This is a genomic window from Bradyrhizobium sp. BWC-3-1, assembly GCF_032917965.1.
GTDB classification, from domain to species: Bacteria; Pseudomonadota; Alphaproteobacteria; order Rhizobiales; family Xanthobacteraceae; genus Bradyrhizobium; species Bradyrhizobium canariense_D.
The window spans coordinates 5,910,210-5,931,374 of the sequence record NZ_CP136625.1 but is presented as its reverse complement, the minus strand read 5'-3'; the positions used below and the strand labels follow the sequence as shown (position 1 = coordinate 5,931,374).

Genomic DNA, 21,165 nt, shown 5'->3' with positions numbered 1-21,165 from the left:
GCGCTGAAGCCAGATGCTCTCCTACATCCTCCGGCGTATCGCCTCGACCTTGCCCGTGATGGCGATCGTCGCGCTGTTCGTGTTCAGCCTGCTCTACATCGCGCCGGGGGATCCCGCCGTGGTGATCGCGGGCGATCAGGCAAGTCCGGAGGATGTGGAGCGCATCCGTCAGAGCCTCGGGCTCGACCGACCCTTCCTGATCCAGTTCGGCAGCTGGGTCTGGCGCATTCTGCACGGCGATCTCGGCACCTCGATCTTCACCAATCTGCCGGTCTCGACCATGATCGGCCAGCGTCTCGGGCCGACGCTGTCGCTGATGATGGTCACGCTCCTGCTCACGATCGTGGTCGCGGTGCCGCTCGGCGTGCTGGCGGCCTGGAAGGCGGGAAGCCTGATCGACCGGGCCATCATGGCCTTTGCCGTGTTCGGCTTCTCCCTGCCGGTCTTCGTCGTCGGCTATGTCCTCGCCTACGTCTTTGCGCTGGAGCTCGAATGGCTTCCCGTGCAGGGCTATACGCCGCTCGCCCAGGGCCTCTGGCCCTGGCTGCAAAACCTGATCCTGCCGTCGATCGCACTCGGCTGTGTCTACATCGCGCTGATCGCGCGTATCACGCGCGCCACCATGCTCGAAGTGCTGCAACAGGATTATATCCGCACCGCGCGCGCCAAGGGCCTCGGGCAGGGCGGCATCCTGTTCGTCCACGCGCTGAAGAACGCGGCAGTGCCGATCGTCACGGTGATCGGGATCGGCATTGCGCTTCTGATCGGCGGCGCGGTCGTCACGGAAAGCGTGTTCGCGATTCCCGGCCTCGGCCGGCTCACGATCGACGCGATCCTGCGCCGCGATTATCCCGTCATCCAGGGCATCGTGCTGCTGTTCAGCTTCGTCTACGTCCTCGTCAATCTGATGATCGACGTCGTTTATACGCTCGTTGACCCGAGGATCCGCTATTGACCGACACGACCGTCAATCCGCAAGCGCTGCCGGCGGGCTTCGTCCTCGCGCCGCAACTGCCGGAGATTCTTCGGCCCGTCGTGATCCGGCGCGGCTTCATCGGCCTGCTGCGGGGCCATCCCACCGTCGCCATCGGTGGCACGTTGCTGCTGATACTCGTCCTGATCGCGATTTTTGCGCCTTATCTTGGCACGGTGGATCCGACCGCACTTGCGCCGGCCAAGCGCACCCGCGCGCCGTCGGCGCTTTACTGGTTTGGCTCCGACGTGCTCGGTCGCGACATCTATTCACGCGTGCTGTTCGGCGCGCGCGTCTCGCTCACGGTCGGCTTGTCCGTTGCGATCTTCGCCTCCGCGGCCGGTCTCGCCATCGGCATCGTCTCCGGCTTCATCCGCTGGGCCGACGGCATCTTGATGCGCTTCATGGACGGCCTGATGTCGATCCCGCCGATCCTGCTGGCGATCGCGCTGATGGCGCTGACACGCGGCAGCGTCGGCAACGTCATTCTGGCGATTACGGTTGCCGAAATCCCGCGGGTTTCCCGCCTTGTCCGTAGTGTGGTGCTGTCGCTGCGCGAACAGCCTTACGTGGATGCGGCGGTCGCCTGCGGTACGCGCACACCGATGATCATCCTGCGCCACATCCTGCCCAACACGCTGGCGCCGATGCTGATCCAGGCAACTTACATTTGCGCCAGTGCGATGATCACGGAAGCGATCCTGTCCTTCATCGGCGCGGGAACGCCGCCGACCATTCCGTCTTGGGGCAACATCATGGCCGAGGGGCGGGCGCTGTGGCAGGTCAAGCCCTACATCGTGTTCTTTCCGGCGGCGTTTCTGTCCGTCACCGTGCTCGCCGTGAATTTGCTCGGCGACGGTCTTCGCGATGCGCTCGATCCGCGCATGGCCAAGAGCCTGTGATGGCGAGGGGCTGATCCCGATGGCGCTGCTTGAAGTCGAAAACCTCCAGACCCACTTCCGCACGCCCAGCGGCATCAACCGCGCGGTGGAAGGCGTGTCGTTCCATGTCAACGAGGGCGAGACCCTCGCCATCGTCGGTGAGTCCGGTTGCGGCAAGTCGGTGACCTCCATGTCGCTGATGCGGCTGATTCCGGAACCACCGGGAAGGATCGCCGGCAGCATCCGCTTCGCGGGCAAGGACCTGCTGCAAATGTCGGATCGCGAGATGCGCGCGATCCGCGGCAACGACATCTCGATGATTTTTCAGGAGCCGATGACCAGCCTCAATCCGGTCCTGACTGTCGGCCGCCAGATCCGCGAGACGCTGATGATCCACCAGGGCCTGGACAAGCAGGCCGCGGAGGCGCACGCCATTGAGATGTTGATTCTGGTCGGCATTCCCGAGCCGACGCGTCGCGTGCGTGAATATCCGCATCAGCTCTCCGGCGGCATGCGCCAGCGCGTCATGATCGCCATTGCACTCGCCTGCAATCCAAAGCTTCTCATTGCGGACGAGCCGACCACCGCCCTCGACGTGACGATCCAGGCGCAGATCCTGAAATTGATGCTGGATCTCAAGCACCGGGTTGGCGCAGCCATCATCCTGATCACCCACGATCTCGGTGTCGTCGCCGAGATCGCCGAACGCGTCATGGTCATGTATGCCGGCCGCAAGGTCGAGGAAGCGCCGGTGGCGGACCTGTTCCGATCGCCGCGTCATCCATATACGCAGGGCCTGCTCGGCGCAGTGCCGCGGCTCGGCTCGTCGCTGACCGGCACCGCGAGACGGCTTGCAGAGATCCCGGGGCAGGTGCCTGACCTGCGCAAGCCCATCGTCGGCTGCGTCTTCGCCGGACGTTGCGCGCTCGCGACCGATCTCTGCCGGCAGTATGCGCCGGGGCTCGAAGAGAAGGGGCCACGTCACGTCGCGGCCTGCCACTATGCGGCCAAGGGAGCGGTCGCGGCATGAGTCCCCCGCTGCTCCAGGTCAACGACCTCAAGAAGCACTTCCCGGTCAAAAAAGGCCTGTTCAGCCGCAAGTCCGAATGGGTCTATGCGGTGGACGGCGTGTCGTTCGAGATCGCGCGCGGCGAGACGCTCTCGCTGGTCGGCGAGTCCGGCTGCGGCAAGTCAACGGTCGGCCGCGCCATTTTGCGCCTGTTCGACATCACGGCGGGGCAGGTCATCCTCGACGGCCAGCGAATCGACGACGCCCATCCGAGCACGATGCGCCAGATGCGCCGCCGCGTGCAGGTGGTGTTCCAGGACCCGTTCTCGAGCCTCAATCCGCGCATGCGCGTGCGCGACATTCTGGCCGAGCCGATCCGCAATTTCGGCCTCGCCAAATCCACGATCGATCTCGAGACACGCGTGACGGCGCTGATGGACACCGTGCGCCTGCCGCGCGAGGCGCTGAACCGCAGGCCGCACGAATTCTCCGGGGGCCAGCGCCAGCGCATCGGCATCGCGCGTGCGCTCGCCGCCGAGCCCGAGCTGATCGTCTGCGACGAGGCGGTGTCGGCGCTCGACGTCTCGGTAAAGGCCCAGATCGTCAATCTGCTGCAGGATCTGCAGCGCGAGTTCGGCCTGGCGCTGCTGTTCATCAGCCATGACCTCGCGATCGTCGAGCACATGACCCATCGCGTCGCGGTGATGTATCTCGGCAAGATCGTCGAGGTGGCGCCGCGCTACGAGATTTTCGCCGCGCCAAAGCATCCTTACACCAAGGCGCTGCTCTCGGCGGTGCCGCTGCCCGAGCCTGGCGCTCAGCGCAATCCCATCATCCTCAAGGGAGACGTGCCGAGTCCGATCAACCCGCCAAGCGGGTGCCGCTTCCACACCCGTTGCCCGCTCGTATTCGATCGCTGCCGGACCGAGGAGCCGACATTGCGCGCGGCTGGACCCGAGCAGTGGGTGGCCTGTCATCTCGAAGAAGGTGCGACGGTGACGAGCGGCTAGCCGTCTGGGCGGTCGCAAAGCTCTGGATCGAGGCGCAGGGGCGTCAATCGGGCGAGGATGACACTCTGCTCCTGTTTTGCCCGACGAGTCAAAAACGTTTGCGACGAAAATTCATGTGTAAAAACAACCTCATTCTACTGTGCATGGGGTTGTTTTCGCGTTTTTTGTTTTAGCCGCCTTCAACCCTGGCGGCGCAGGAAGCCCGTGATCGTGACCTTTTCCCAGATGTCGGCCGCGGCAAACGGATCGGCTTGGTTGAAAGCCTCGACCTCGCTGCGGCCGGGCGCCTCGATCAGGAACAGGCTGCCAATCATCCTCTCGCCGTCGTCGGAGACCAGCGGCCCTGACATCACGATCTTGACGCCGAAGCGCGAGGTGTCGCTCAGGAAAGCCTTGTGGGCGTCGTAATTGGCGAGCCGGATCGGCAGCGCGCCGGCGCGGTCGAGGGCGTGAATGGCGAACAGCATGATGGTCTCCGTTTATATCACGTTTTCTTGGGACGGCCGCGGCTGCGGCCGTCCGGGCTTGTCGTGATGGCGGCGGTTGGTTACTTGCCGCCGAGCTTGCTGGCTTCTTCGAAAGTCGGGCAGCTCCGTTGCTCCAGCGGCACGTCGAACGGCTGGTAATTGTCCTTGGTGATGACGGTCGGCTTCAGCACGATCTCAGCAATGACGGGCTGGTTGCGCAAGGAGCGGATCGCCATCATGGTGCCGAGGCAGCCTTGAAAGAATCCGTTGTAATCGCCGCTCGCGAGCAGCTTGCCGGACTTGATCGCGTCGATCGCTTCCTTGGTGCCGTTGATGCCGATCACCTGCGCCTTGCGGTTGGCGCCGTCGAGGGCCTCGATCGCGCCGACCGCCATGGCGTCGTTGGCGGCGAGCACGCCGTCGATCTGCGCGTTCGACTGCATCAGATTCTCCATCACCTGGAGCGCCTGGAGCCGCTGGTAATTGCCGGGCTGCGAGGCCAGCAGTTTCGCACCGGCCTTTTCCTTCAGCGCGTCGTTGAAGCCGCGGACGCGGTCGACATTGGTCAGCGAGCCCTTGACGCCCTCGATGATGACGATGTTGCCCTTGCCGCCGAGCGTCTTGAGCAGGAAGCGCGCGGTCTCGAGCCCGAGGCTGTAATCGTCGGCGCCGACGAAGGACAGGAACTTGCCGCCGGCCGAGCGGTCGGTGATGTTGACGACGGGGATCTTGGCGTCGTTGATCTTCTCGACGCCCGGCACCATCGCCTTGTAGTCGACCGGCGTGAAGACGATGGCGCTCGGCTTCTTCACCACAACGTCTTCGATCTGGCTGAGCTGCTCTGGAATGCTGTCGGGCTTGGTCGGGATGTATTGCAGCGTCTTCGCGTTCAGCGTCTTCGCCATGTTGTCCGCGCCGACCCGCACCGTCTGGAAGAACGGATTGGTCTGGTTCTTGGTAAAGACGGCGATGGTCTCGCCATCGGCTCGCGCTTGCGTGGTGAGCGCGGCCGCCATCAGCAGCGGCAGCGCCAAATAACCCAGTGTCTGTTTCATGTTGCCTCCATCCCTCATTTTGCTTGTTGGTCGTTCAAGAGCTCATTGCGCGCGGCGGCGGGTCTTCATGTCGAGCCAGACCGCGAGAATGACGATGATGCCTGTCACCAGCGGCTGCCAGTTGGCGCTGACCGACAAGAGGTTCATGCCGTTCAGCACCAGCGTCAGGATCAGCGCACCGATGAAAGTGCCGAACACGGTGCCGACGCCGCCGAACAGGGAGGTGCCGCCGATCAGCACCGCGGCGATCGCGGGCAGCGTCAGGCTTTCGCCGATGTCGGCCTCGGCCGAATTGAGCCGCGACAGGAAGATGATCGAGGCGAGCCCCGCCATGGTGCCGGAGACGGCGTAGACCAGCAGCAGGCGTCGGGCGACCGGAATGCCGGAGAGCCGCGCCGCGACCGGATTGGCGCCGATCGCGTAGATCTCCTGGCCCCAGATCGTTCGCTGCGCAAACAGCGTTCCGATCCCGAGGAACACCAGCAGCAGATAGACCGGGATCGGCAGGCCGAATAGATAGCCGCTGCCGATCTGGCGGAACCCGGCCGGGAAGCCGTGAAGGGTTTCACCCGCCATGTACCAATAGGTGAGGCCGTTCAGCACCCAGAGCATGCCGTAAGTGGCGATGAAGGAGGGGATGCGCAGCGCGGTGACCATGACGCCGTTGAGGAGCCCAACGATGCCGCCGCAGGCAAGTCCGGTGAGGATGCCGAGCGCCGGCGAGCCGGTCTTGTGGATCACGGTCCCGGCGATGCAGGCGGACAGCGCGACATTGGCGCCGACGGAGAGATCGAGGCCCGCGGTCAGCACCACCAGGGTCAGGCCGGAGGCGATGAAGAAGGTCAGGCTCGCCTGCCTGAGCACATTGAGAATGTTGCCGAGGCTCAGGAAGGAATCGCTGAGCACGGCGAGCACCGCACAAATCAGCAGCGCCGCAAGCAGGCGATAGAACATTTGGATCGCGTCCTGCGACAGGAACGAGCGGGGCGGCGCGATGGCGTCTTTGCTGATGTCGGTCATGCGCGGCTCCGCAGGCCGTCAAGGAAGAGGGCAACGATGACGAGGACGCCGACGCTTGCGACCTGCACCGAGGACGGCAGCGAGATCAGGTTCAGCCCGTTGCGCAGCACGCCGACCGAGAGCACCCCGAGCAGCGTGCCGAGCAGCCAGCCATTGCCGCGCTCGAACGACGTGCCGCCGACGGCGACGGCCGCGATCGCATCGAATTCGAGACCGAGGCCCGCGGTTGGATGCCCGGAATTCATCCGCGCAGTCATCAAGAGGCCGGCGATGCCGGCCATGGCGCCGCCGATCGCATAGACCGCGATCAGCAGCTTGTTCGGTGAGAGGCCGGCGTAGCGCAGCGCCTCGCGGTTGCCGCCGAGCGCGAAGATGTAGGTGCCGAAGCGGGTGTGATAGAGCAGGCCGTGGAAGACCGCGTAGGTCACGAGTGCCATCACGATCGGCACGGGAATTCCCAAAAGCGTCGCCGAATAGATGTCGCGCACGCTGTGGGGGATGCCGACCACGCTCTGGCCGTCGCTGACGATCAGCGATAGGCCCTGCGCCATGCCGAGCGTGCCCAAGGTCGCAACGAAGGGCGGGATGCCCACGATGGCGACCAGCCAGCCATTGGCGAAGCCGAAGGCCGCGCCGACGAGGAGCCCGGCACCGAGGCCGAGCAACATCGAGTGGGTGGTGAGCGAGACGATGGCGACGCAGAGCGAGGTCAGCGTCAGCACCGCGCCCATCGACAGGTCCAGCCCCTCGGTCATGATGATCAAGGTCATCGGCAGCGCGAGCATGGTCAGGATCGTCGACTGCACCAGCACGTTGGAGAGGTTGGCGACCGACAGGAAGCCGGGCGCGATCGTGCTGAACAGCGCGATCAGCAGCACCAGCACGATGGCAACGCCGGGAACCCGTTGCAGCGGATTCGGTTGAGAGACGACCGCGGGCTCACGCATGATGCATCCCCAGTCGCACGATGTTCTCCTCGGTCAACTCGCTACGCGCGAGATGCCCGGCGATGCGCCCTTCGCGCATCACATAGGCGCGGTCGCAGACGTGGCAGATCTCGACCTGTTCGGACGAGATCATCAGCGCGGCCGCGCCTTCCGCGACAAGGCGGTCGATCAGGGCGAAGATTTCGGCCTTGGCGCCGATGTCGATGCCCCGGGTCGGCTCGTCGAAGATGAAAAGTTTCGAGCCGGCGGCGAGCCACTTGCCGATCACGACCTTCTGCTGATTGCCGCCTGAAAGCAGGCCGACGGTCTGCCGTGCGCTAGGCGTCGCAATGCGTAGCTGACGGATCAGGCCGTCGGCAGTGCGCTGCGCACTGCGCTGGTCGAACAACCCGCTCGGGAACAGTTTTCGCAGCGCCGACACTACCAGATTGTCGCTCACCGATCGCAGCAGCGCGAGACCTTCGCTCTTGCGGCTCTCCGGGATCAGCGCAATGCCGCGGCGGGCGGCGAGGTCGGGCTCACCGGAAATGACTTTGCCGTCGAACACGATCTCGCCTGATGTCACGGGATCGGCACCGAAGATCGCGCGCGCGACTTCGCTGCGACCGGAGCCGACCAGGCCACACAGGCCGACAATCTCACCGCGGCGCACCTCGATGTTGATGTCGGCGATCCCCGTCGATGAACTCAAGGCCTTGACCTCGAGCAGCAGCTCGCCGGGCTTGTCGGCAAAATTGCGCGGGTAGGTCATGTCGACGTTGCGACCGACCATCATGCGGACGAGCTGGTCCGGCGTGACGTCAGCAGGTTTGACGCCGTCGATGCGGCGGCCGTCACGCAGCACGGTGATGCGGTCGCCGAGCGCGAACACCTCCGCCATGCGGTGCGAGATGTAGACGATCGAGACGCCGTCGGCCTTCAGCCGCGCGATCAGCGCGAACAGCAGCTCGGTCTCGCGATCGGATAGCGCCGCAGTCGGCTCGTCCATCACCAGGATGCGGGCGTTCTGGCTGATCGCCTTCGCGATCTCGACCATCTGCTGCTGCGCCACCCCCAGCTTGTCAACGATGGTGGAGGGATCGATGTCAAAGCCGATCGTGCCGAGCACGCGCGCCGCGTCGGCCAAAATCTTGCGGCGATCGATCTTGCCGGGGATGCGGCCCTTCGGCTCGCGGCCGAGAAAAATGTTCTGGGCGATATCGAGATGGGGGACGAGGGAGAATTCCTGGAAGATCACGGCAATGCCGAGCTTCTGCGCGTCCGCGGCCGAGTGGATCGCGACCGGCTCGCCTCTGTAGTAGAACTCGCCGGCATCGGCGCGATAGGCGCCGCACAGCACCTTCATCAGGCTCGACTTGCCGGCGCCGTTCTCGCCCAGCAGCATGTGGACTTCGCCGGGGAAGACGGCAAAGGAGACGTCGTCCAGCGCCTTGACGCCGGGAAACTCCTTACTGATGTCGCGCAGCTCAAGGAGCGGGACAGGTGAGGCGGGCTCGACGGCTAATGCGGCGGTGCTCATGCCTGCGCTCCGCCTGCAAAGATCTTTCCGGGGTTCATCAGTCCGTCAGGGTCGAGCGCGGTCTTGATCGACCGCATCACATCGACGGCCTCGCCGAGCTCGTCGGTGAGATAATCGATCTTGCCGAGCCCAATGCCGTGCTCGCCGGTGCAGGTGCCGTCCATGGCAATCGCGCGGGCGACCATGCGGGCCTGCAGCGCCTTGGCGCCTTCGGCTTCCTCGGGCCTGGCCGGATCGATCAGAATCAGCATGTGGAAATTGCCGTCGCCGACATGCCCGACGATCGGCGCCGTAAAACCGTGCTCGTCCGCGTCGCGCCGGGTATCCGTGAGGCATTCCGCCAGTCGCGAGATCGGCACGCAGACGTCGGTGATCACGGCACGCGCGCCGGGGCGCAGGCCCAGGCCCGCATAGAGCGTGTTGTCGCGGGCGTGCCAGAGCCGGCTGCGATCCTCCGGTGCCTTGGACCAGGCAAAGCCGTGGCCGCCATGGTCGGCGGCGATGGCCTGTGCGGCCTCGGCCTGCTCGGCGACGGAAGTCTCGGAACCATGGAATTCAAAGAACAGCGTCGGGGCTTCGCGATAGCCGAGCTTCGCGTAGGCGTTGATGCCGCGCATCATGACGTCGTCGAGCAACTCGATACGCGCGATGGGGATCGCGGACTGGATCATCGAGATCGCGGTGTCCACGGCGTTGTGCAGGGTGTCGAAGCTGCAAACCGCGGCCGAGATCGCCTGCGGCACGGGATGCACCTTCAGCGTGATTTCGGTGATGAGTCCGAGCGTGCCCTCGGCGCCGACGAACATGCGCGTCAGGTCGTAACCGGCGGCTGACTTGCGCGCGCGTCTGGCGGTCCGGATCACGCGGCCGTCGGCCAGAACCACCTCCAGCGCCATGACGTTGTCCTTCATGGTGCCGTAGCGCACCGCCATCGTGCCGGAAGCTCGCGTGGACGTCATGCCGCCGATCGAGGCGTCGGCGCCGGGATCGATCGGAAAGAAAAGCCCAGTGCCGCGCAGCTCTGCATTGAGCTGCTTTCGGGTGATGCCGGGCTGCACGACGACGTCCATGTCGCTATCGTGCACCGTCAGCACCTTGTTCATGCGTGCGAAGTCGAAGCAGACGCCGCCCGCGACCGCGGCCGCATTGCCTTCGAGCGAGGTCCCGGCGCCGAACGGTACGATGGGCATATTCGCGCTAGCGCACAGCTTGACGATCTCCGCGACTTCCTGCGTGGTTTCAGGGAAGACGACGATGTCGGGCGGCAGGTTGCGATAATGCGACTCGCTCTGCCCATGCTGATCGAGCACGCCACGCGCGACGCTCGCGCGCGGGCCGATCATGCCTGTGAGGCGATCGGCCAATATGCTCGTGCTGACTCGCGGTCCCATTCTTACTCCCTGTCTGGCCCTGTTGTCGGACTCTTGTCTGGTCCGCCGTCGTTCAGCTTAAGCGGCTCTTGCGCTGCTAGCGACCTGCTTCAGGCCGAAATCATAGTTGAGGTGAAAATACTCGATGTCTACCATGCGACCATCGGGCGCACGGCCGGGCGGGCACTGCACAAATTCGCGGATCAGGCTGTCCTTGACGCCGAACACCACGTCGCTGTCGAGATACTGGTCGCCGGCCACGAACACATGGGTCACGAGTTGCTCGAAGCCGGGCGCCGAGATCATGAAATGCACGTGCGCCGGGCGCCAGGGATGGCGGCCCTGGACCGCCAGCATGTCCCCAACTGTGCCGTCATGTGGGATCGGATAGGCAGCCGGCTTGATCGACCAGAAATTGAAGCGGCCGTTCTGGTCGGTGTGGAAGCGCGCCCGCATCGCAAGATCGCCGATCTTGTCGAGCTGCTGCACGTCGTAATAGCCATCATCGTCGGAATGCCAGACATCCACGACGGCGCCGGCAAGCGGCCGTCCGTCGACGGTCGACACCGAGCCGGTGACGAGCATCGGATGGCCTTCCATCGGGCCGGAGATGTCAGCGCCGTTGTCTTTCTCGGGCGACGCCTGCACGAAGAACGGACCGAGCACCGTGGTTTCGGTGGCGCCTTCCGGCACGGGATGATTGATCGCGTCGACCAGCATGGAGACGCCGAGCGCGTCCGACAGCAGGATGAACTCCTGGCGCTTGTCGTCGCACATGTGGCCGGTGCGGGTCAGGAACTCGATGCCGTATTCCCATTCCTTCTGGGTCGGTCGCACCTCGCGGACGAAGGCATGAAGGTGGCGCACCAGCGCTTCGCTGACCTGCTTGATCCGCGGATCGGTCGCGCCTGCGATCCGATCCAGCACCGCGTCCGTGATCGTGTTCTCGTTGAAATTTCGCATAGGTGCCTCCGTGAATCAGAGTTTGGGCTCGCCAAGGCCGGACAGCCGCTCGAGGTGCTTGACGGTCGCGATGAAGTCGGCGTCGCCGTCGCCCTGCGCGACCAGCGAGCCATAGGTCTCGCGCACCTGGGCCGCGAGCTGAAGCGGCACGCCGACGGCGTGGCCGGCACCGAGGATCAGATCGAGATCCTTGGCCATCTGCCTGCAGGAGAAAGTCGAGTCGAAATCGCGGCTGCGCAGCGGCGCGGTCTTGTATTTCACCATCGGCGAGGCGACCGCGCTGTCGTCGAGGACTTTCAGAATGTCCTGCCAGCCGATGCCGCCCTTGCGCGCCAGCGCCAGACTCTCCGCCATCATCGCGGCCGACACCGCGATCATCAGATTGACCGCAAGCTTCGCATATCGCGCTTCCTCGCCGGGCCCAAGATAGGTCTGGGCGCGGGTGAAGGCGGCAAGCAGCGGCTTTGCGTTTTCGTAGGCGTCCTCCGGGCCCGAGACGAAGCAGCTCAGCGCGCCGGTGTGGACGATACTGGCATTGCCCGAGACCGGCGCCCGCAGGTAGAAGACACCGCGCGCCTGGGCGGCGGCGTCGACCTCTGCGGACGCCTCGACGCTCACGGTGCTGGTCTCGATCACAACAGATCCAGCCGCCATCGCGGCGATGAGGCCGGTTGGGCCGAGCAATGCGCCGCGCAAGGCAGCGTCATCGGGCAAGGACGTGACGATCGCGGCCTTGCCGTCCACGGCCTCGGCCGGTGAAGCGGCAATCGAAATGCCTTGCGTGCGAGCCTCCGCGAGCCGTGCGGCGCTCCGGTCGAACGCGGTCACCGCATAACCGGCCTTGGCGACGAGCACCGACATCGGCAAGCCCATCTTGCCGATCCCGATGAAAGCGATGTGTTTCGAAGCGTCCGTCATTGTTGTTGTCCTTGACGCCCTCAGGCGGCGTGTCCCTGTCGTTCGATGTCGTGCACCAGTCGCCGGCCGGATTGCACGAGCAGTTCCTTCTTCGCCCCCAGGCCCTCGGCCAGCAGCCGACCATTCCGCTTCTTCCACACGCCGCCGATCATCACGGCCTCGATATTGGCAAGGCTCGTCTGCATCACCACGGTGGAAACGGGATCGTGCACCGGGACGAGGTTGAGATCGGAGCAATTGATGATGACGAGGTCGGCGAGCTTGCCCGGTGTCAGCGAGCCGATCTGGTCCTCGCGGCCGAGCATGCGGGCGCCTTCCGTCGTGATCCAGCGCAGCGCCTCGCGGACGGGGATCGTGGTCGTCGCCGGAATGGTGCCGCTGGCCTTGCGCGACTCGGCGTTGTCGAGCGCCCGCTGCATCGAGAGCGCAACGCGCGCGGCGGAGAAGAGGTCGCCCGCCAGTACGGATTCCAGATCGATGCCGATGGTCGGCCGCACGCCGCGCTTGAGCAGCCGTCCGGTGATCGGAAAGCCGTGGCCCTGGATCATTTCGTTCTCCGGCGTCACCGAGAAGGAGACGCCGAGATCGACCATCCGGTCCAGCAGTTCGTCAGGCAGGTCATTGCCATGGACGATGTTGATGCCGGGGCCGACTAGACCCGCCCCGATCAGCTTCTCCCAGCCACCGGGCGTCTTCGCGGAACCACCGCCCTGATGCATGGATGCGATCAGCTTGAGCTCGTGCGCCATGCGGAAATCGTGCATGGCGACGTCGAGCGTCGAGTAATGTGGCCCCAGGATCGCAAGGCCGAGCGTGACGAGGCCGTCGCGGTCGGCGAGGGGCCCCGCCAGCAGTCGTTCGACCTCATTGCGTGGATGCGGCACTTCCGAGAAGTGCGGCTCGCCCGGTTTCGGTTCGGGCTTGGGCGAGCCGTGGAAGAAGGCCGCACGGATACCGCTCTCGATCAGGCCGCGCACGGCGGCGTCGGTATGATCGGGCGTCGGATTGTTGTGGCACCAGTCGGCCAGCGTGGTGGTGCCCTGGTTCATCTGGTTCAGCGCGCCCACCAAGGTCGCGATATAAATGTCCTCGGGCCTGAAGACCGTAGCGAGACCCGCATGCATGCGGCGGAAATATTCCAGCAGCGTCCAGTTGGCGGCATAGCCGCGTAAGCCCGTCTGCCAGGTGTGCATATGGGCGTTGATCAGGCCGGGGATGACGATGCGCCCGGTGCCGTCGACGATCTCGATCTCGGCCGCGCCGCCGACGTCGATCGATGGACGCACGTCAACGATGCGGCTGCCCTCGATCAGCACGTCGCCGCGAGGTAAATCGCCGATCGTGTCATCCATGCTGATGATGACAGCGGATTTGATGAGCGTGCGCCGCATCGAATCAAACTGCCGTTTTGATGGCGCCGGGCGGCTCGCCGGCCCAGGCGCGCGCGATCAGGTCGCGAATGGCGTTGCGATCAAGCGGGCGCGGGTTCCAGTAGGCGTTGGTGACGGCGAGATCCGCAGCCTTGTCGATGCCGCCTTCGGGCATGCCGATGTCGCGCAATGCGACCTTCGCACCCAGCCGCTTCGCGAGCTCGAAAAGTCCTTGCGGTGCATCGGCGGCGCCGATTGCGCGTGAGATCCGCGCCATCGCATCGGGCACGGCCGGCGCGTTATAGGCCAGCGCGTGCGGCAGCACGATGGTATGGGTGTCGGCATGCGGCAGGTCGAAGGTGCCGCCGAGCGTGTGGCAGAGCTTGTGATGCAGCGCCATGCCGACGGTACCAAGGCAGACGCCGCACAGCCAAGCGCCATAGAGCGCCTCGCTGCGAGCCTCGCGATCGTCGCCCTTGGCGGCGATGGCGAGCAGGGCACATGCCAACGCGCGAATGCCCTCTTCTGCCATCAGCGACGTAACAGGATTGGTGTCGCGCGCGTAGAGCGCTTCGGCCGCATGCGCGATCGCATTGATGCCCGATGTCGCGGCCAGGCTCGCCGGCAGCGTCAGGGTCAAATCGACATCGTAGATCACCGTTTCCGGCAGGATGGCGGCGTCGCGTACCGTGGTCTTCAACCCGTTCTCGGTCTGTCCAACGATCGGCGTCATCTCCGAGCCGGCATAGGTGGTGGGAATGCAGAGCTGGTTGACGCCTGTACGCAAGGCGAGCGCTTTGCCGAGCCCGGTCGTGGATCCGCCACCAAGGGAAATGACGCAGTCGGCCTCGCACGCCTTCATCGCCGCGAGCGCCCGCTCCGTGACCTCGACCGGGGTGTGCATGGTCGCGCCCGGAAAGATGCCGGCGTAGCGCGGACCGAGCGCCGCGCCCAGGCTTTTGCCTTGCGCCTCCTGCTGCGGCGTCGTCAGCACCAGCGCGCGCTTGCCACCGAGCCGCTCGACCTCGGCCTTGGCTTCAGCCAGTGTTCCGCTGCCGAACACGACGCGGCAGGGCAGGTTTTCAAAGGTGAACGTACCGATCATGCGCCGGTCTCTTTGATGGGATAATCGACCTGGAAGCGTCCGATCCGCAAGTCGCCCAGCGCCTCGCGCACGCGCAAATGTTCCGGGTGGGTGGCGTAGGCCTGGAGCGCAGCGTGGTCGGTGAATTCGGAGAACAGAACGACGTCGCAAGCGTAGTCGACATCGCTGACATCGAGTCCGACTTCGATGTGGGTGAGGCCGTCGATCCGGCCGCGTAGCCCCTCGAACAGGGTCTTGACCTTGACCCGGGCGGCGGAACGCTCCGCTGGCGTCTCGCCGCGCAGCCGCCACATCACGATGTGCCTGATCGGGCCCGACATTTCCCTGTTTCCTCGCCTGCTATCTTACTTGTGTTTGGGCCATTTTGACTTGCGGGATACGGAAATAAAGCTCAATAATCGTAAGTCTCTTTTCCTGTTTGCGAAAAAATGGACCGCCTGCTCCAGTTGGAAGTATTCGCCAAGACGGCCGAGCTCGGCAGCATGTCCAAAGCTGCCGAAGCCCTACGCATGTCGAATGCTGCCGCGAGCCGCCATCTCAGCGCTCTCGAGGAGCGCCTTGCAGTCCGGCTGATCGAGCGCAACACCCGTCGGCTATGGTTGACTGAGGCGGGGCAGGAGCTGCTGGAGCGCTCGAGCCGGGTTTTGAGCGAGTTGGCCGAGGCCGAGGACATCGTCAGCGATCGGGCGCTGTCGCCGCAAGGCATGCTACGGGTCACGAGCTCGCTGTCCTTTGCGGTGATCTATCTGGCGCCGATGCTGCCAGCCTTCCGCGCCCGCTATCCGAAGCTCAACATGCAGATCACCACCGCCAACCGGTACTCCGATTTCATCGAGGCCGGCATCGACGTGGCGATCAGGACGCGCGAGCAGGAGCCGGATTCCAACATCATCGTCCGCCGCATCGGCCAGATGCGGCGGGTGCTCGCTGCTGCGCCGTCCTACCTCGCAAGCTGCGGCGAGCCGGAGCAGCCCGCCGATCTCGCGCGCCACAACATGCTGATCTACAATCTCGCCAACGATCCCTATTCGCTGCGCCTGCGCAAGGGCAATGGCGCGCAGACTGTTCGCATCACGTCGACGCTCGACAGCAATGACGGCCAGGTCATCCGCGGCGCCGCGCTGGCGGGGCTCGGCATCCTCATCCAGCCGCTCTATATCGTGCAAAGCGACATCGCGGCGGGCCGCCTCGTCCCCGTTCTGATGGACTGGGAGCTGCCGCTGCTGACGATGAACATCGCCTACCAGAACCGTGCCGGACTGCCTGCCAAGATCAGGGTCTTTTCCGACTTCCTGGTCACCCACATCCGCGAGCATTCGCAGCCGGGGATCTGGATCGACGCGGCGAAGTGAGCGACATTTTCGAATTCAGGCGGCTTTGTAGAAGGCACATCCATTGAAAGCCAGGACATCCGGCACCGCATGGCGGCATGCCAACATCGGTCGGCTGCTCAACAACGCGGTGCGGCGCTTCGAAGGTCGTGTGCTCGAACTGATGAGCGAGAAGGGGCATGGCGAAACGAGGATCGCGCATGTCGGCCTCACACGTAATCTCGACGTGGAGGGGACCAGACTGACGGAGCTCGCCCGCCGCGCCTCCATGAGCAAGCAGGCGATGGGCGAGCTGGTCGATCAATGCGCCGAGCTCGGCCTGGTCGATCGGATCGCCGATCCGACCGATCGGCGCGCGCGCATCGTCATGTTCACGCCGGCCGGGCGCAAATGGCTCGATGCGTTCCGCGACGCCGTCGACGTTGCCGAGCAGGAGATGCGCGCCGAGCTCGGCAAGGCCACGATGGACGCGATCCTGAAGGGACTGGCGGTCTATGGCGCGACGTTCGATACGCTCGATACGCTCGACGCCAAGTAGTCAGGCTACTTGACGATATCGTCAGGCGACCTTACCATGCGGAATAATGCTGGTAGGGAGAAGCGCCTTGGAAACATGTCTGACGGCCTCGGTGCTCATCGTGGGTGGGGGGCCCTGCGGCCTGATGCTCGCCAACGAGCTCGGCCGGCGCGGCGTGTCCGCGATCCTGGTCGATGAAAAGCCGGGCACAGCATTCAATCCGCAAGCCAATGCGACGCAAGCGCGCTCGATGGAGCACTATCGGCGGCTGGGTTTTGCCGACGAGATCCGACGCGAAGGTCTGCCTGCGGATTACCCGACCGACGTTGCGTATTTCACGCGCTACACCGGTTACGAGCTGGCCCGATTTCAGTTGCCGTCATCGTCACGCGCGGGCGAGCTCGTCAAGGGCATGTCGGGCTCCTGGAGCGCCGCCGAGCTGCCGCATCGGGTCTCGCAAAAATACGTCGAGGCGGTGCTGCGCCGCCACGCCGAACGGCTTCCCGGAATACGGCTCAGCTACGGTCATCGTCTGATCAGCTACGTCGAGAGCGATGACGGCGTTATCGCCGAGATCGAATGTCTCGATGACAACAGCCGCTTTCAGGTCCGGGCCGACTTCCTGGTCGGAGCCGACGGGCCGCGCTCGATGGTCCGGCAATCGCTCGGGATCGTCTACGGCGGCGAAACCGGAACGCAGCGCGATTTCATGGGCGGCCGCATGCTGGCGGTCTATCTCCGTTCGCCTGGCTTCTACGCGAGCATCCCGCATGCCAAGGCGTGGATGTACAATTGCTTCAACGGCGACCGCCGCGCCTTCATGGCATCGGTGAATGGGCGCGACGAATTTGCGTTTCACACGCAGCTTCGGCCCGGCGAAGACGAGAGTGCGATCACAATCAACGAGGCCAAAGCAGCGTTCCAGCGTGCTTGCGGCGCGCCGATCGACTGCGAAGTGCTGTCATTCGTGACCTGGACCGCCGGCCACGCGCTGGTCGCAAACGGAATGCAGCGGGGCAGAGTGTTCCTCGGCGGCGACGCGGCGCATCTGTTCACGCCGACCGGAGGCCTTGGCTACAACACCGCGATCGAGGATGCGGTCAACCTCGGCTGGAAGCTCGCAAGCGTCATCAATGGTGTGAGCCCGGCGGAGCTGCTCGACAGCTACGAGGTCGAGCGGCGTCCGGTGGCGCTGCGCAACACCGATTATGCGCGTCGCTTTGCCGACTCGCTCGGTCTGTTCGCGCCTGCGCCTGACATCGAGGACGCCACCGAGGCCGGCGACGAGGCGCGGCGGACGGCGGGCGTCTATCTCGAACAGCACGCCCGCGCGGAATTCAACATTCCCGGCGTCACCTTCGGTGGGCGCTACGACGGCTCGCCGATCATCGTCTCCGACGGCAGCCAGCCGCCGCCCGATGCCGCGAACGTCTACGTTCCGAGCGCCTGTCCCGGCGGCCGCGCCCCGCATACGTGGTTGGAGGACGGCGTCTCGCTGTACGACCTGTTCGGGTTCGAGTGGACGCTGCTCCAGTTCGGCGAGGTCATGACCTCTCATGCGTCAGTCGTCGAGACCATCCGTGCGATCGGGGTCGATGTGAAACTCGTCACGCTGCCGAAATCCCTGCGCGATCTCTATGAGGCGGATGTGGCTTTGATACGCCCCGACCAGATCGTGGCTTGGCGCGGCAGCGCGTCACAGGCTGGTACGATCGGGCGCGTCCTTGCCCGAGCACTCGGACACAACGCGAGCGACGGCGCACGGCTGGCAAGCTGATCGACTCTCGCCGTTGCATCCGACCAGCGGCTGCGGCGGCCAATAACAACAAGACAACAAAACGACAAATGACACCGGAGGAGGAAACCGTGACGACAAGAGCATTGGAGCACTACGACGACCATGCCGCCGCCGGCGCCACTGCCGAGCAGACGGCGAGCAGCCGCCGGCGTATCCTGATCGCCGGCACCATCGGCACCGCGATCGAATGGTACGACTTCTTCATCTACGGCCTGATCGCGCCGCTGGTGTTCGATCAATTGTTCTTTCCGAAGTTCGACCAGCTCACGGCGACGATTGCGGTGTTCGCGACGTTTGCCGTCGGATTTTTGGCGCGTCCGCTCGGCGGGCTTGTATTCGGCCATTTCGGTGACCGTCTCGGCCGAAAGTCCGTCTTGCTGTGTACGCTGCTCATGATGGGACTTGCGACCATGTCGATCGGATTGTTGCCGACCTACGCCAGTGCAGGCGTGGCTGCGACCGTCGCGCTCGTGGCGTTGCGCTTCGTTCAGGGGTTTGCGCTCGGCGGCGAATCGACTGCGGCGATCCTTATGGCGATCGAGACGGCGCCCGGGCACCGGCGCGGCTTCTCGGCCGCGGTGATCCAGGCCGCAGGACCCGTCGGTGTCGTGCTCGCCTCGTTTGCGGCGCTCACGATCGCGCGGCTGCCGGAAGCGGACCTGCTGTCATGGGGCTGGCGCGTGCCGTTCCTGATCAGCGCGGTTCTGGTCGCGCTCGGCGTCTATATGCGCCTGCGCATCGAGGAGAGCGCGACATTCCGAAAGGCGAAGGTGACGGAAGCAGCGCCTGTGGTCGAAGCGCTGCGGGAACATTGGCGGCCGATCCTCATCGTATTCTTCGCCGAGATGGCGCAGACGTCCTATTTCTATCTGACAGCCATCTTCACCATCTCCTTCGCGACCCGTCAGCTCGGCGTCCAGAAAGACGTCATCACGCAGGCCGTGCTGTTCGCCAATCTCGTCGGGCTCGTTGCGATGCCACTCATCGGAGCCTGGTCCGACCGTATCGGACGAAAGCGTCTGTTCTTGGCCGGCGTGGTGCTTGCAGCCATCTCGATGTTTGCATTCTACGGTGTGGTCGCGAGCCGCGACACGGTGCTGGTGACGGGCGCGGTGATCCTCGCCGCGGGGGTGATCCATCCGCTGATGTTCGGCAGCGAAGGAAGCTATTTTCCGGAATTGTTTCCGACCCGCATTCGCTTCACCGGCGTGTCGATCGGAAAGCAGCTCGGGACGGTGCTCGGCGGCGGCATTGCGCCGCTGGTCGCCACCAGCCTGTTTGCGCAGACGGGCTCCACCTACGCGATCACAGGATACTACGTTGCGCTCGCGCTCGCGGCGATGATTGCGCTCGGCTTTGCGCGTGAAACCGGAAAATCGCGGCTGCTCGGCTAGAGCGAGCGCCATTATCAACCCCAGGGAGGTTTTTCATGGACGTCAGTCTTCTCATCAACGGGCAGGATCAGGCCGCTTCCAGCGGCAAGGTGTTCGAGCGGCGCAATCCGCTGTCGCAGGAGGTCGCAAGCCGCGCGGCCGCCGCGACCGCTTCCGATGCCGACGCCGCGGTGGCGGCGGCCTCCGCCGCGTTTGCCGCATGGTCGGCGCTCGGCCCGAATGCGAGGCGAGCCCTGTTGCTGAAGGCCGCAGATGCGCTTGAGGCCAAGCGCGACGCCTTCGTCCGGATTATGATGGCCGAGATCGGCACGACGGAGATCTGGTCGGCCTTCAACGTCAAGCTCGCGACCGGCATGCTGCGCGAAGCGGCGTCGCTCACCACGCAGATCGCCGGCGAGGTGATCCCGTCGGACAAGCCGGGATGCCTCGCGATGTCCATTCGACAGCCCGCCGGCGTGTGCCTCGGCATCGCCCCGTGGAATGCGCCGATCATTCTCGGCGTTCGCGCCGTGGCGACGGCGCTCGCCTGCGGCAATTCCGTCGTGCTCAAGGCCTCCGAGATATGCCCGGGGACGCACCGGTTGATCGGCGAGGTCTTCAAGGACGCAGGCTTTCCGCCCGGTGTCGTAAATGTTCTGACCAACGCACCGGCCGATGCGCCCGCTCTGGTCGAGCGCCTGATCGCCAATCCGGCCGTGCGGCGGATCAATTTCACCGGCTCGACCCGCGTCGGTCGCGTCATCGCCGAGCTCGCCGGGCGCCAGCTCAAGCCAGTGCTGCTCGAACTAGGGGGCAAGGCGCCTCTGGTCGTGCTCGACGATGCCGACGTCGATGCCGCCGTCGCGGCCGTGGCGTTTGGCGCCTTCATCAATCAGGGCCAGGTCTGCATGTCGACCGAACGGGTGATCGTCGACGAGGCGGTAGCGGCGTCCTTTGTCGACAAGCTCGCGAAGAAAACGGCTGCGCTTCCGGCCGGCGCCCCGCGCTCCGGTCCCGTTGTCGTCGGCTCGATGATCGACGAGGCGCCGGCCAAGCATGTCGTTGCGTTGATCGACGACGCGGTCGCCAAAGGCGCCGTCAAGCTCGCGGGCGGCGACCGGGTTGGCACGGTCGTCCCGGCCACCGTGCTCGACCGCGTGGTGCCCGGCATGCGCATCTATACCGAGGAGAGCTTTGGTCCCGTCGTCTCGGTGATCCGGGCAAGTGGCGTGGATGACGCGGTGCGGCTTGCCAACGATACCGAGTACGGCCTCTCGGCCGCCGTGTTCGGCCGCGACGTCGCGCGCGCGCTGACGGTGGCGCAGCGGATCGAAAGCGGCATCTGCCACGTCAACGGCTCGACCGTGCATGACGAGGCGCAGATGCCGTTCGGCGGCATGAAGGGATCGGGCTACGGCCGCTTCGGAGGTCAGGCCGGGATCGCCGAGTTCACCGATCTGCGCTGGATCACCATCGAGACCCAGCCGCAGCACTATCCCTTCTGACCGCGCAACAAGCGAAGCCCATCAGGACGCTATT

At 65.0% G+C, this 21,165-nt stretch carries 20 protein-coding genes; 9 read left to right on the top strand and 11 right to left on the bottom strand.

Features of this window, described 5'->3' with window-relative positions:
* Positions 1–13: 13 nt before the first annotated feature.
* The 4 genes from RX329_RS28815 to RX329_RS28800 are packed head-to-tail and all read left to right on the top strand — an operon-like array spanning position 14 to position 3,873.
* Complete coding sequence (locus RX329_RS28815) at positions 14–955, top strand: ABC transporter permease (RefSeq protein ID WP_085352392.1); 942 nt, start codon at positions 14–16, stop codon at positions 953–955.
* Positions 952–1,875 (top strand): ABC transporter permease, encoded by a 924-nt coding sequence (locus RX329_RS28810; protein WP_018458693.1) that lies wholly within the window; start codon positions 952–954, stop codon positions 1,873–1,875. The genes RX329_RS28815 and RX329_RS28810 overlap by 4 nt, the downstream gene beginning before the upstream one ends.
* Positions 1,876–1,894: 19 nt before the next feature.
* Entirely contained in the window at positions 1,895–2,884 is a 990-nt protein-coding gene (locus tag RX329_RS28805; protein WP_204510786.1) for an ABC transporter ATP-binding protein, read from the top strand.
* Positions 2,881–3,873, top strand: coding sequence for an oligopeptide/dipeptide ABC transporter ATP-binding protein (locus RX329_RS28800; RefSeq protein ID WP_317244718.1), 993 nt, complete (start codon positions 2,881–2,883; stop codon positions 3,871–3,873). Before RX329_RS28805 ends, RX329_RS28800 begins: the two co-directional genes overlap by 4 nt.
* A 179-nt stretch (positions 3,874–4,052) precedes the next feature.
* Here RX329_RS28800 and RX329_RS28795 read toward each other — a convergent pair whose 3' ends face one another.
* The 11 genes from RX329_RS28795 to RX329_RS28745 form a co-directional block, all read right to left on the bottom strand.
* Positions 4,053–4,340, bottom strand: coding sequence for a YciI family protein (locus RX329_RS28795; protein WP_018458696.1), 288 nt, complete (start codon positions 4,338–4,340; stop codon positions 4,053–4,055).
* An 80-nt stretch (positions 4,341–4,420) separates the two neighbouring features.
* Complete coding sequence (locus RX329_RS28790; protein ID WP_317244715.1) at positions 4,421–5,395, bottom strand: sugar ABC transporter substrate-binding protein; 975 nt, start codon at positions 5,393–5,395, stop codon at positions 4,421–4,423.
* A 42-nt stretch (positions 5,396–5,437) separates the two neighbouring features.
* Positions 5,438–6,415: an ABC transporter permease gene (locus RX329_RS28785; protein ID WP_204510789.1), complete on the bottom strand. Its 978-nt coding sequence runs from the start codon at positions 6,413–6,415 to the stop codon at positions 5,438–5,440.
* Positions 6,412–7,362 carry an ABC transporter permease gene (locus RX329_RS28780; protein WP_317244712.1) on the bottom strand — a complete coding sequence of 317 codons (951 nt, stop codon included), beginning with the start codon at positions 7,360–7,362 and terminating at the stop codon, positions 6,412–6,414. Before RX329_RS28780 ends, RX329_RS28785 begins: the two co-directional genes overlap by 4 nt.
* Positions 7,355–8,881, bottom strand: coding sequence for a sugar ABC transporter ATP-binding protein (locus tag RX329_RS28775; RefSeq protein WP_317244710.1), 1,527 nt, complete (start codon positions 8,879–8,881; stop codon positions 7,355–7,357). The genes RX329_RS28780 and RX329_RS28775 overlap by 8 nt, the downstream gene beginning before the upstream one ends.
* Entirely contained in the window at positions 8,878–10,272 is a 1,395-nt protein-coding gene (locus RX329_RS28770) for an FAD-linked oxidase C-terminal domain-containing protein (RefSeq protein ID WP_317244709.1), read from the bottom strand. Before RX329_RS28770 ends, RX329_RS28775 begins: the two co-directional genes overlap by 4 nt.
* 57 nt (positions 10,273–10,329) lie before the next feature.
* Complete coding sequence (locus RX329_RS28765; protein ID WP_317244708.1) at positions 10,330–11,214, bottom strand: intradiol ring-cleavage dioxygenase; 885 nt, start codon at positions 11,212–11,214, stop codon at positions 10,330–10,332.
* 15 nt (positions 11,215–11,229) lie between these two features.
* Entirely contained in the window at positions 11,230–12,132 is a 903-nt protein-coding gene (locus tag RX329_RS28760; RefSeq protein ID WP_247370734.1) for an NAD(P)-dependent oxidoreductase, read from the bottom strand.
* 20 nt (positions 12,133–12,152) lie between these two features.
* Positions 12,153–13,523, bottom strand: coding sequence for an amidohydrolase family protein (locus RX329_RS28755; protein ID WP_317244706.1), 1,371 nt, complete (start codon positions 13,521–13,523; stop codon positions 12,153–12,155).
* A 4-nt stretch (positions 13,524–13,527) separates the two neighbouring features.
* Positions 13,528–14,607 carry a maleylacetate reductase gene (locus RX329_RS28750; RefSeq protein WP_317244705.1) on the bottom strand — a complete coding sequence of 360 codons (1,080 nt, stop codon included), beginning with the start codon at positions 14,605–14,607 and terminating at the stop codon, positions 13,528–13,530.
* Positions 14,604–14,927, bottom strand: a complete 324-nt coding sequence (locus RX329_RS28745; protein ID WP_085352401.1) for a Dabb family protein — start codon at positions 14,925–14,927, stop codon at positions 14,604–14,606. The genes RX329_RS28750 and RX329_RS28745 overlap by 4 nt, the downstream gene beginning before the upstream one ends.
* Positions 14,928–15,035: 108 nt before the next feature.
* On the opposite strand from RX329_RS28745, the gene RX329_RS28740 reads away from it, so the two are divergent.
* The 5 genes from RX329_RS28740 to RX329_RS28720 all read left to right on the top strand — a co-directional run bounded on the left by RX329_RS28740 (position 15,036) and on the right by RX329_RS28720 (position 21,131).
* Positions 15,036–15,959, top strand: a complete 924-nt coding sequence (locus RX329_RS28740; RefSeq protein WP_018458707.1) for a LysR family transcriptional regulator — start codon at positions 15,036–15,038, stop codon at positions 15,957–15,959.
* A 43-nt stretch (positions 15,960–16,002) separates the two neighbouring features.
* Entirely contained in the window at positions 16,003–16,476 is a 474-nt protein-coding gene (locus tag RX329_RS28735; RefSeq protein WP_317244703.1) for a MarR family winged helix-turn-helix transcriptional regulator, read from the top strand.
* 46 nt (positions 16,477–16,522) lie between these two features.
* Entirely contained in the window at positions 16,523–18,232 is a 1,710-nt protein-coding gene (locus RX329_RS28730; protein ID WP_247404324.1) for an FAD-dependent oxidoreductase, read from the top strand.
* An 89-nt stretch (positions 18,233–18,321) separates the two neighbouring features.
* Positions 18,322–19,647: an MFS transporter gene (locus tag RX329_RS28725; protein WP_085352450.1), complete on the top strand. Its 1,326-nt coding sequence runs from the start codon at positions 18,322–18,324 to the stop codon at positions 19,645–19,647.
* A 35-nt stretch (positions 19,648–19,682) separates the two neighbouring features.
* The gene (locus RX329_RS28720) at positions 19,683–21,131 is read left to right on the top strand and encodes an aldehyde dehydrogenase (protein ID WP_317244701.1); all 1,449 of its coding nucleotides are present in this window, start codon (positions 19,683–19,685) and stop codon (positions 21,129–21,131) included.
* Positions 21,132–21,165 lie beyond the last annotated feature (34 nt).